Source organism: Microbacterium sp., assembly GCF_032084865.1.
Lineage (GTDB): Bacteria > Actinomycetota > Actinomycetes > Actinomycetales > Microbacteriaceae > Microbacterium.
Window position 1 is genome coordinate 1 of the sequence record NZ_DAMDLU010000101.1, and the last position, 10133, is coordinate 10133.

A 10133-nucleotide genomic window follows, 5' to 3' on the forward strand; every position below is an offset into this window, starting at 1 on the left:
CCGCCGACCTCGCGCTGGTCGAGGCGCTCGCGCTCGAGGTCGGTGCGATGCCGCTGGAGATGACTCCCCAGGAGCACGACCGCGCCGTGGCGCTCACCTCGCACGTGCCGCAGGTGGTCGCGAGCCTGCTCGCCGGCCGTCTGGCCGAGGCCGAGGAGGGTTCGCTGCGCCTCGCCGGTCAGGGTGTGCGAGACACCACGCGCATCGCCGCGTCGGCGCCCGAGCTGTGGGTGCAGATCCTCGGGGCGAACGCCGGTCCGGTCGTCGAGCTGCTCGATGCCCTGGCGCTCGACCTCAGAGACGTCGCCGACGCCCTGCGCGAGCCGGACGCGCCGGGCGCGCGCCGGGCGGTCGCGGATGCCATCCGTCAGGGCAACGAGGGCGTCGAGCGCCTGCCGGGCAAGCACGGTCAGAACCGCCGGTTCGAGACGATGGTCGTCATGGTCGACGACACGCCCGGTCAGCTGGGCCGCCTGTTCGGCGAACTCGGCGAACTGGGCGTGAACGTGGAGGATCTGCGTCTGGAGCACTCTCCCGGCGCCCAGTTCGGTCTCGCCGAGATCAGCGTGGCGCCCGCGGCGCTGCGCGGCGCGATCGAGGGACTGGAAGAGCGCGGCTGGCGGATTGCGGGGAACACCAATGACTGATGCTTCGAAGTTCATCGCGATCGACGGGCCGGCCGGCTCCGGAAAGTCCAGCGTCTCGAAAGAGATCGCGCGCCGTGAGGGCTACGGCTACCTCGACACGGGAGCCGCGTACCGGGCGCTGGCCTGGCACGTGCTCGACCGCGGGGACGACACGGCCGACGCCGACGCGGTCCGCGCCGCGGCATCCAACTTCCCCTTCTCGCAGGGACTCGACCCCGACGATCGGAGCGTGCGCGTCGGCGACGTCGACGTGACCGCGGCGATCCGCGAGCCGCGGGTGTCGGGGGCGGTCAGCGGGGTCGCGCGCGTCCCCGAGATCCGCGTGCAGGTGAACGAGATGTTCCGCCGCATCGTCGCCGAGTCGGACTATCCGGCCGTGGTCGTCGAGGGACGAGACATCACCACCGTCGTGGCGCCGGATGCGCCTGTGCGGATCCTGCTCACCGCTGCGCCGGAGGTGCGCGCCGCCCGGCGCGCCGGCGAACTCGCGGGTGAGAACGCCGCCGCTGTCGCGGAAGCGCTGCACAAGCGCGACGCATCCGACAGCACCGTCGTCGACTTCCTCAACGCCGCCGAAGGCGTTGACGTGGTCGACTCCACCGAACTTGATTTCGCGCAGACCATCGACGCCGTGCTCACGGTGATCGCCCAGCGGCGCGACGCTGACAGAGGAGCTTGAACATGGCCGATGAAGAGTACACCGGCGCCCCCGACGATCTCGCCGAGAAGATGGCCTCGCTCGACGAGGACTTCGTCGAACAGCGCGCGACCGCGATGCGCGCGTCGCTCACCGACTACGAGCTGGAAGAGGACGACGCCGCGCTGCTGGAGGGCATCTCCCTCGGCGAGGACGGCATCGAGTACTCGCCGGCACTGCCCGTCGTGGCGATCGTCGGCCGCCCGAACGTGGGCAAGTCCGCGCTCGTGAACCGCATCCTCGGACGCCGCGAGGCTGTCGTGGAGGACACCCCCGGCGTCACCCGAGACCGCGTCACCTACAAGGCCGAGTGGAGCGACCGTCGGTTCTCGCTCGTCGACACCGGCGGGTGGGAGCCGGATGCCAAGGGCATCGACCGCTCGGTCGCCGCGCAGGCCGAGGTCGCGATCGACCTGGCAGACATGGTGCTGTTCGTCGTCGACGCGAAGGTCGGCGCCACCTCCACCGACGAGCACGTCGTGAAGCTGCTGCGCAAGAGCGGCAAGCCCGTCTTCCTCGTCGCGAACAAGATCGACGACGCGCGCCAGGATCCGGAGGCCGCGCCCCTGTGGAACCTCGGCCTCGGCGAGCCGCACCCCGTCTCGGCCATCCACGGCCGCGGCGTGGCCGACCTCCTCGACCTCGTGATCGCGAAGCTGCCCGAGGTGTCGGCTGTCGCAAAGGCTGAGATCGGCGGCCCGCGCCGCGTCGCGATCATCGGCCGCCCGAACGTCGGCAAGTCGTCGCTGCTGAACAAGGCTGCGGGTGAGGAGCGCGTGGTCGTGAACGACCTCGCCGGCACCACCCGCGACCCGGTCGACGAGATCGTCGAGCTGGGCGGGAAGATGTGGCGTCTGGTCGACACTGCGGGCATCCGCCGCCGCGTGCACCTGCAGCAGGGCGCGGACTTCTACGCGTCGCTGCGCACCTCGGCCGCGCTCGAGAAGGCCGAGGTCGCCGTCGTCGTGCTCGACGTATCGCAGTCGATCAGCGTGCAGGACCTGAACATCATCGACATGGTGCTGGAGTCGGGTCGCGCGCTCGTGCTCGCGTTCAACAAGTGGGACCGCCTGTCGGACGACGACATGGAGAACGCCGACCGTCGCCGCTACCTGGAGCGCGAGATCGAGCAGGACCTCGCGCACGTCGCGTGGGCTCCCCGGGTGAACATCTCGGCGAAGACGGGCCGCCACCTCGACAAGCTCGTGCCGGCTCTCGAGCAGGCGCTCGAGAACTGGGACCGTCGCATCCCGACCGGCAAGTTCAACGCGTTCATGACCGAGCTCGCCGCCGCCAACCCGCACCCGCTGCGCGGGGGCAAGCAGCCGCGCATCCTGTTCGGCACGCAGGTGTCGACGCGTCCGCCGACGTTCGTGCTCTTCACGACCGGGTTCCTCGACCCCGGCTACCGCCGCTTCGTGCAGCGGCGCCTGCGCGAGCTGTACTCGTTCGAGGGCACGCCGATCGTCATCAACATGCGGGTGCGTGAGCGCCGCCAGCGCTGACAGTTGGCTTCTCGAGCATCCCGAGCGGGATAATGGCCTCGGATGCCGCAACACCGCGGCATCCGACGCACCGCCCACGAGGCCCCGCACGATTCGAGGATGCAATGTCGCACAGCCTGCCCCTGCCCGATTTCACCCACGAGCGTGTGGAGGTGACGATCGGGCGACGCAGCGGGCTGTTCATCGCCGTCGCGCTGCACTCCTCGGTGCTCGGCTCCGCCCTGGGCGGCGCACGTCTGTGGACCTACCCGCACTGGAGCGACGCCCTCGGCGACGCGCTGCGGCTGTCGGCCGCGATGACGCTGAAGAACGCCGCCGCGGGGCTGGATGCCGGTGGCGGCAAGTCGGTGATCGGGTTGGCGCCCGGCGATGCCCTCGACGCCGATCGGAGGCGAGACGCGTTCCTCGACCTCGGCGACGCCGTCGAGCTGATGGGCGGCCTATACCGCACGGCGGAGGATGTCGGATCGACCACCGACGACATGCTCACCGTCAGCGAGCGCACGAAGCACGTCGTCGGCCTGCCCTCGGCCGTGGGCGGTTCCGGTGAACCGGCGGGTCCCACCAGCCTCGGAGTGTACGCGTCGCTGCAGGCGGTGCTCGAGCGTGTGACCGGATCGGCGGATGCCGCGGGCCGGCGCATCACCATCTCCGGTCTCGGACAGGTGGGCGGGCGTCTGGCATCCCGTCTCGCCGAGCAGGGCGCACAGCTGACCGTCACCGACATCAACCCCGCCCGCCGCCAGCTCGCCGACGAGATCGGCGCGACCTGGGTCGAGCCGGGCACCGAGCACCTCGTCGCGGGCGACGTGTTCGTTCCTGCCGGCATCGGCGGGGTGCTGACCGACGAGGTCATCGACGCGCTCGACGTGAAGGCCGTGTGCGGCCCCGCGAACAACCCGCTCGCCGATCGGTCGGGCGCCGACCGGCTCGCGCAGCGCGGCGTGCTGTACGCGCCGGACTTCGTCGTGAACGCCGGCGGAGTGATCTACCTCGACCTCGAGGCGAAGCACATCGGCTCGAGCGACGAGATCATGCAGCGCGTGGCCGGAATCGGCGACACCGTGCGGCGGATCCTCGACGACGCCGAGGCCCGAGGTGTGACGCCGCTGCTCGCCGCCGAGGAACTCGCCGCCTCGCGACTGCGCGCCGGAGCAGCAGTCGGCGCACGCTGACTCTTCTCGACCTCCTCGCGCCGAAGGGCGTCGTGGCATGAAAAGCTGGGGGAGTGACGATCGTTCCCCCGGCCCCCGATGAGCCGCGACGCCCGCTCGGGCCGCAGGATCCCGGTGACGCTTGGGTGGTCGCACCGACGGGGGAGAAGTACTGGGGCCGATTCGGAGCTGCGGGCGTGCTCGCCGTCGATCCCGGTCGCGGGGTGCTGCTGCAGCATCGAGTCGGATGGAGTCATTTCGGCGGCACGTGGGGCATCCCCGGGGGAGCGCTGCACGAGCACGAGTCCCCGCTCGACGGCGCTCTGCGGGAGGCGCAGGAAGAGGCTGGCATTCCCGACGGCGCGCTGCATGCGCGATTCGCGCGAGTGCTGGATCTCGAGATCTGGTCGTACACCACCGTCGTCGCGGATGTGCTCGCGCCCTTCGAGCCGGTGATCAGCGACCCCGAGAGCCTCGCCCTGGAGTGGGTGCCGGTCGACGAGGTCGATCAGCGTCCGCTGCACCCCGGCTTCGCCGCATCGTGGCCGCTGCTGCGGTCGCTGCTGAGCGTGCACCCCGCGATCGTCGTGGACGCGGCGAACGTCGTCGGCTCGGTGCCCGACGGCTGGTGGAAGGACCGTGCGGGAGCGGCGACCCGCCTGCACGACCGGCTCTCGACGTGGGCAGCGGGCGGTATCGACGCCGAGTCGCTGGGCCTCGAGGCCGACCGCTGGTTCCCGCTCGTGTCGCTGGTCGTCGAGGGCGCTGCGCGGGCGATTCCGGATGCCCAGCACCAGACCCACGGCGCCCGCGTCGCCATCGTGCGCGCAGACGGAGTCGGAGATGACGCGATCGTCGATGAGGCCCGCCGCCTCGCCGCGGACGGTTCCGAGGTGATCGCGGTGACCAGCGATCGGGGTCTCGCCGCACGACTCGACGAAGTCGATGCCCGAGTCGAGTCGGCCGGCTGGCTGCTGAGGCAGATGGACACCCGCGGCTGACCGCGCCTGTAGTCCTGCCAAGCGTCCCATCAAGCCTCCCATCCAGGAGGCATGTTCCCGGGTGAGCGCAGCCGCGCATCGAGAGTGCCGACGTGGGGGTTCGTCGTGCTGACCTGCCGACTCGTCGTGCTGCCCATGCCGACTCGTCGTGCTGACCTGCTCTCTCGTCGTGCTGCCCATGCCCACGACCCCTGCTCTCGGTCAGAATGGCGGCCGCTCTGGAGGGCCCTGATCGGCATCCGGCGTCGAACCGGGAGGCTCGGGCGGATCGACCGACGGCACGAACATCACCCGGCGGTTCGGCCGATCGCGGTAGCGCCGCCCGTTCGGGCTGATCCATTCGACCGAGCGGTCGGGGAGCTGGCGGGCGTACCACCGATGACTGTCGGGTATGTCGGGGTGCTTGATCGGATGATGCCTGCCGCAGAAGTGCGCGAGGTTGTCGATGTGCGTCTTCCCGCCCAGCGCCCAGTCCGTGTTGTGATCGGCTTCGCACCGGTGGATCGGGGCACGGCATCCGGGGAAGCGGCAGTGCTGATCTCTCGCTCGCAGGAATCGCCGCATCTGCTCGGTCGGTGTGTAGGTGTCGGTCTCGACGACCATGCCGGTGCGATCGAGGAAGAGGCGCGTCCAGCCGGTGCGGTGACCTGCGAGCGACCGAGCGACGTCGGGAAGCAGCGAGCCCAGGCCGTCGAGTTCGGCGGGGCGATCGTCGGCTCCGGCGAGGGTCGCGGCGGCGACCGTCACCTGGATGGTCGCGTGGATGTTCTCAAGCCCCGTTCCGTGCGCCTCGGTCGGGGTCGACGCGAGCAGCAGATCGGTGAAGAGGTCGGCGCGCAGCTGATCCATCGTGCGCGTGTCGGCCGGGACGTGGATGATGCACGGGCTGTCGTCGTGGAACTTCGGATCGAGCGGCAGCTCGAACGGGTCGGCCGTGAAGGTGTGCGATCCGAAGATCGCGCCGTCCGTCATATCGCCCTCGGCATCCGGCATCCCGCCATCCACCGGCAGCAGGGTCTCGGGGTCGAGACCGACCTGCTCCGGCTCCGACGGGCCGAACTCGGGATCGCGGTCTTCCGGGTGCTTCTGCATGTGTCGCGCCATCTTGGTGAGCCGGTCGAGGATGGCGACGGCGAGATGCTCGGGCAGCACCGCCTGCAGCAGCACGAGTCCGTCGCCGATGGAGCGGATCGTGACCGTGCGCTCGGCCCTCGCGCGTTCGTGCTGCTCGACGACCGTCGATCCGGCCAGCGCCGCAGCGATGCGGCGAGCCTGTGCACGAGTGCGCGCAGCGGTGTCGTTCTCGGCGGTCTCCAGGACCGCAGCCTCGTACAGCAGCAGCGTGGAGGCCTCGACCACACCCGCTTCGATCGCTGCGCGCACCGGCGCCGCCTCGCGCAGGATCTCGCGGATGTGGGCCGCGGTGACCAGCCCCGCGGCGAACGACTCACGCACCGTCTCGAACTCGGTCGCCAGCAGATGCGCGTCGGCGAACGCGAAGGTCACCGAGCTCTGCGACACGTGTCCTGCGGCCGAGTACTCGGCGAGCATCGACCGCTCGATGGCATCCCGATGCTGCGGCGCGACCGCGACCTCTTTCTGCCAGAGTTCCCACCGGCGAGCGAGCAGAGCCGACGCCTCAGCCTGAAGCACCGCGATCTCGCGCTGCTTCGCCGCCCACTCATCGAGCAGAGCGGTGCGCCGTTCGATGAGTGCGGGCCATCCGTCGTCCATGCATCCAGATTAGAACATACCTACGACATTCAGGTGGGCTGATTCAGATCTGTGGAAAACTCGTCGGAGTCACTCGTCATGCGGGTCCCGACCGCGCAGCCGGTCGATCTCGCGCCGCTCGCGCTTGGTCGGCCGTCCGGCGCCGCGGTCGCGCACGGCGAGCATGGCCGACGGCTCGCGAGGGGGAGTGCGGTCTTCGTAAGCGGTCACCGCGACGGGGGCGCCGACACGCTTCGACAGCGTCTGCTTCACGATGAGGATGCGGTCGAACCCCGACATGCGCACCCGCACCTCGTCGCCGGGCTTCACCGTCTGCGCCGCCTTCGTGCGCTCTCCGCCGACGCGCACATGACCCGCCCGGCACGCGGTCGTCGCAGCGGAACGGGTCTTGTAGATGCGGATCGCCCAGAGCCAGCTGTCGACGCGCACGGGTTTCACGGCATCCATCATCTGTTTCACTTCTCCAGAACAAGGCCGTCGATGTCGAACGGGACGGATGCCGCGGGGCATCCACTCGACGCAGGGAGCGGTCAGCCCTCGACGGTGACCTCGCCGATGCTGCCGTCGACGCCGAGGTGCACGGCGGGCCAGTATCCCTCGGGGAAGTGCCGCCCGCACGAGTCGGTGAAGTGCAGCACCGTCGCGTCGTCGGTGATCTCGAGGGTGTCGAGCACGAGGTCGTCGGCGCCCTCGTCGAGCTCGGTCGCGGATGGCGCCCTGTCGCTGAAGTGGGTGACGACGGCGTCGGATGCCCGGCGCCGGATCTCATCGAGGTCTTCGACCACAGCGTGTGCGCGGGGGACGAGCGTGCTCACGGCGTCGACGTCTGCGCCGTCGATCATCAGCTCCAGCTCGCGGCCGTCGATCGTCAGCGCGCCCGAGAACCAGTCGTGCGTGACGACGTCGCCATCGTCGAGCGTGGTCTCGGCGCGCGAGAGGGTGCCGAGTTCCGGGTCTTCGATGGTCGGATGCGTGGTGCTCATGCGGTTACCGTAGCGCCTGAGCGCCCTGGGGTCAGTCGGCCAGGCCGCGCGTCATCAGTACTCGCCCCGCGGCGAAGTCGGGGCCGCGCTGGAAACCTGCGGCGCGGAAGGTCGAGACGGTGCCGTGGTACAGGTCGTTCGATCGGTGCGAGCCGGTGGACGTGTCGACCGGATACGCCTCGATCAGGCGTGCGCCGGACTCGCGGGCGTAGTCGAGAGCGGATGCCAGCAGCTGAGCGGTCAGCCCCTTCCCTCGATGCTCCCGCCGGACGACGAAGCACGTGATCGCCCAGACCGACTCGTCGTCGAGCGGTTCGGTCGTCGCGGATGCGATGGCGCGGGTGTGCAGGATGCGCTGCTGCATGGTGCGCGGTCCGACGCGGATCCATCCCGCGGCCTCGCCGTCGATGTACGCGATGAGCCCCGGCGGAGGACCTGCCGCGATCTCGTCGCGCAGCATGTCGCGTCGCTGCTCGAGTGTCGTCGACTGCCAGACCTTGTTGCGCACGATGGGCCAGATGCACTGGCAGCCGGCACCGTCACCGCCGCCGGTGAGTGAGTGCTGCACGTCGTCCCACCGGGTGATCGTCGCCGGTTCTGTGATGATCGTCGCCATGGCGGCACGCTACGCCGGGGGCCGGACATCGGCAACGGATACTCGCTGGGGCCGGGTCCGCCACGCCCGGCGGTGCTGGTTCGCGGTGGCTGAATCCGTCGGCTACGATAGTGGAGTTGCCCGCGCTTCGGTGCGGACTGCCACGGGCTGTGGCGCAGCTTGGTAGCGCACTTGACTGGGGGTCAAGGGGTCGCAGGTTCAAATCCTGTCAGCCCGACGTAGACGCAAGGGGAGGTTATCTCGATCCGCGAGGAACGAGACAACCTCCTTTTGCGTCTACTCGCGCTCGTAAAGCGGGGCCACGCGGCGCCGAGAGGCTCCGCGCGCCGCCGTACCGCCCAACTCATGCCGATCTCGATGACGAGCGGCGCGTGGAGGGCGCCGTGGGGATGCAGCCCGACCGAGAGGTCCCGGAAACTCAAGGGCTTCCGGGAATTTTTCTGTAGGTGGATGTGATCCGGTCATCGAAGACCCATCACGTTGACGCCCTCGCGGCCCTCTCAGGCCGCCGCGCTCCGGCATGGGAGCGACCGTGCCGGTTGCTCCCGATTCGTGGGTGGAGCAGGACGCACCTGTTCGGTATGGACACCGAACACAGCCCGACGGTCAACCCCTTGGGCCCGGAGCCGCTGCTCGACGTCGGCGAGCTTGCCGCGTACCTGGGGGTGCTCGTCTCCACGGTCTACGACTGGCGCACCCGCGGCCTCGGTCCGCGCGCGTATCGCTTCGGGAAGCACCTGAAGTTTGCGCTCTCGGACGTGCGGATCTGGATCGAGCAACGCGATCCAGATCCGCCTGCCTCTCCAGAGGGAAGGTGATCCGATGAGCCGCCAGCGCCTGACCATCGGCACCTTCGGCGAGATCGGCCACCTCGTGAGTCCCAACGGCCGTGTTGTCGCACGCGCCCGCTACCGTGACTGGGACGAGAAGACCCGGCTCGTCCAGGCGACCGGAGACACACGGAAGTCCGCCGAGCGGGCGTTGAAGGCGAAGCTCGCCGACCGGAGCCTGTACCAGCCGTCGTCCTCGGCGCTCACGACGGACAGCCCGTTCCCGGACCTGGTTCGCATACTGGCTCGAAGACCTCGAGCTCGAAGTCTCCATTCGGGAAACCTGCCCACCGCGCGATCCGGGATGAGCTGGAGCGCGATGGATCGGAGTTGACGGTCGGGGATCGCGCGGGTGGACGTGGCCTTATCAAGCGGGTGTCCGAAAGCGCGGCCGAAGCAGCACGAGACATCATGGACTCGGGCACGTCCGCTAGTGCGCTGTTGGCGGAGGTCTGGCACGCGACCCATGGCCGGAACCCCGATCCGGAGGAAGCCTACGAGAAGGCGATTAAAGCGGTGGAGGAAGCAGGGGCCGCTGTAGTCACACCGAAGGACTTGAAGTCGACGCTCGGGAAGATGATCGCAGTCATGAGGTCCCAGAGCGATTGGTGTCTTCCGCTGGCATCGGTGACGGCTACAGTTCCGATTCAGATGGCCGAGGCGCTTCGGCCAGGTCAAGCGAGCCGCCATAGCGGAAATGATTACCGCAAGCCCAGCGCTGAGGAGGGTGAGTCCGCTGTGATGCTCGCGATACCACTCGTCCACCGGTTCTCATCCGGCGTAGTTGCGCGAGGCAGTTGGTTCCATTGCCCAGGTCGTGAAGCCTGTTCGCAACGAGCCGGCCATGCTCAAGACAACCTTCAGAGGACCCCGCTACGGGCATTGCACGGTGCGGGAGCGTGGACATGCGGTAATCCGGCCCGCCGAGCGCCGAGCGCCGAGCGCCGAGCGCCGAGCGCCGAGCGC

11 protein-coding genes and 1 tRNA gene are annotated in these 10133 nt (G+C 69.4%); 8 read left to right on the forward strand and 4 right to left on the reverse strand.

Going from position 1 to position 10133, the window contains the following annotated elements; translation table 11 throughout:
- From RT309_RS10715 to RT309_RS10735, 5 genes are all read left to right on the forward strand, one after another.
- The coding region (locus RT309_RS10715) for a prephenate dehydrogenase dimerization domain-containing protein (RefSeq protein ID WP_313356916.1) at positions 1–647 on the forward strand (647 nt) is incomplete at its 5' end.
- Positions 640–1326 carry a (d)CMP kinase gene (cmk, locus tag RT309_RS10720; protein ID WP_313356917.1) on the forward strand — a complete coding sequence of 229 codons (687 nt, stop codon included), beginning with the start codon at positions 640–642 and terminating at the stop codon, positions 1324–1326. The genes RT309_RS10715 and cmk, both read left to right, overlap by 8 nt.
- Before the next feature lie 2 nt (positions 1327–1328).
- Complete coding sequence (gene der / locus RT309_RS10725; protein WP_313356918.1) at positions 1329–2849, forward strand: ribosome biogenesis GTPase Der; 1521 nt, start codon at positions 1329–1331, stop codon at positions 2847–2849.
- A 104-nt stretch (positions 2850–2953) separates the two neighbouring features.
- Entirely contained in the window at positions 2954–4024 is a 1071-nt protein-coding gene (locus RT309_RS10730) for a Glu/Leu/Phe/Val dehydrogenase dimerization domain-containing protein (protein WP_313356920.1), read from the forward strand.
- 53 nt (positions 4025–4077) lie between these two features.
- Positions 4078–5004: an NUDIX hydrolase gene (locus RT309_RS10735; RefSeq protein WP_313356921.1), complete on the forward strand. Its 927-nt coding sequence runs from the start codon at positions 4078–4080 to the stop codon at positions 5002–5004.
- Positions 5005–5205: 201 nt separating this feature from the next.
- Here the strand turns inward: RT309_RS10735 and RT309_RS10740 are convergent, their stop codons facing one another.
- From RT309_RS10740 to RT309_RS10755, 4 genes are all read right to left on the reverse strand, one after another.
- Positions 5206–6738, reverse strand: coding sequence for a DUF222 domain-containing protein (locus RT309_RS10740; RefSeq protein WP_313356922.1), 1533 nt, complete (start codon positions 6736–6738; stop codon positions 5206–5208).
- Positions 6739–6807: 69 nt separating this feature from the next.
- Positions 6808–7188 (reverse strand): RNA-binding S4 domain-containing protein, encoded by a 381-nt coding sequence (locus RT309_RS10745; protein ID WP_313356924.1) that lies wholly within the window; start codon positions 7186–7188, stop codon positions 6808–6810.
- An 80-nt stretch (positions 7189–7268) separates the two neighbouring features.
- Positions 7269–7721, reverse strand: a complete 453-nt coding sequence (locus tag RT309_RS10750) for a hypothetical protein (protein WP_313356926.1) — start codon at positions 7719–7721, stop codon at positions 7269–7271.
- Positions 7722–7752: 31 nt separating this feature from the next.
- Positions 7753–8337, reverse strand: a complete 585-nt coding sequence (locus RT309_RS10755; RefSeq protein WP_313356927.1) for a GNAT family N-acetyltransferase — start codon at positions 8335–8337, stop codon at positions 7753–7755.
- Positions 8338–8480: 143 nt separating this feature from the next.
- Here RT309_RS10755 and RT309_RS10760 point away from each other — a divergent pair.
- The 3 genes from RT309_RS10760 to RT309_RS10770 all read left to right on the forward strand — a co-directional run bounded on the left by RT309_RS10760 (position 8481) and on the right by RT309_RS10770 (position 9501).
- Positions 8481–8554: transfer RNA gene (locus RT309_RS10760), tRNA-Pro, on the forward strand.
- Positions 8555–8918: 364 nt separating this feature from the next.
- On the forward strand, positions 8919–9155 hold the full coding sequence (locus RT309_RS10765; RefSeq protein ID WP_313356928.1) for a helix-turn-helix domain-containing protein: 237 nt from the start codon (positions 8919–8921) through the stop codon (positions 9153–9155).
- 4 nt (positions 9156–9159) lie between these two features.
- Positions 9160–9501 carry a hypothetical protein gene (locus RT309_RS10770; RefSeq protein WP_313356930.1) on the forward strand — a complete coding sequence of 114 codons (342 nt, stop codon included), beginning with the start codon at positions 9160–9162 and terminating at the stop codon, positions 9499–9501.
- Positions 9502–10133: the final 632 nt, after the last annotated feature.

Coding starts and splice junctions, on each gene's coding strand:
- cmk (WP_313356917.1), top strand. CDS start 640: ATGACTGATGCTTCGAAGTTCATCGCGATCGACGGGCCGGCCGGCTCC.
- der (WP_313356918.1), top strand. CDS start 1,329: ATGGCCGATGAAGAGTACACCGGCGCCCCCGACGATCTCGCCGAGAAG.
- RT309_RS10730 (WP_313356920.1), top strand. CDS start 2,954: ATGTCGCACAGCCTGCCCCTGCCCGATTTCACCCACGAGCGTGTGGAG.
- RT309_RS10740 (WP_313356922.1), bottom strand. CDS start 6,738: ATGGACGACGGATGGCCCGCACTCATCGAACGGCGCACCGCTCTGCTC.
- RT309_RS10745 (WP_313356924.1), bottom strand. CDS start 7,188: ATGATGGATGCCGTGAAACCCGTGCGCGTCGACAGCTGGCTCTGGGCG.
- RT309_RS10750 (WP_313356926.1), bottom strand. CDS start 7,721: ATGAGCACCACGCATCCGACCATCGAAGACCCGGAACTCGGCACCCTC.
- RT309_RS10755 (WP_313356927.1), bottom strand. CDS start 8,337: ATGGCGACGATCATCACAGAACCGGCGACGATCACCCGGTGGGACGAC.
- RT309_RS10765 (WP_313356928.1), top strand. CDS start 8,919: ATGGACACCGAACACAGCCCGACGGTCAACCCCTTGGGCCCGGAGCCG.
- RT309_RS10770 (WP_313356930.1), top strand. CDS start 9,160: ATGAGCCGCCAGCGCCTGACCATCGGCACCTTCGGCGAGATCGGCCAC.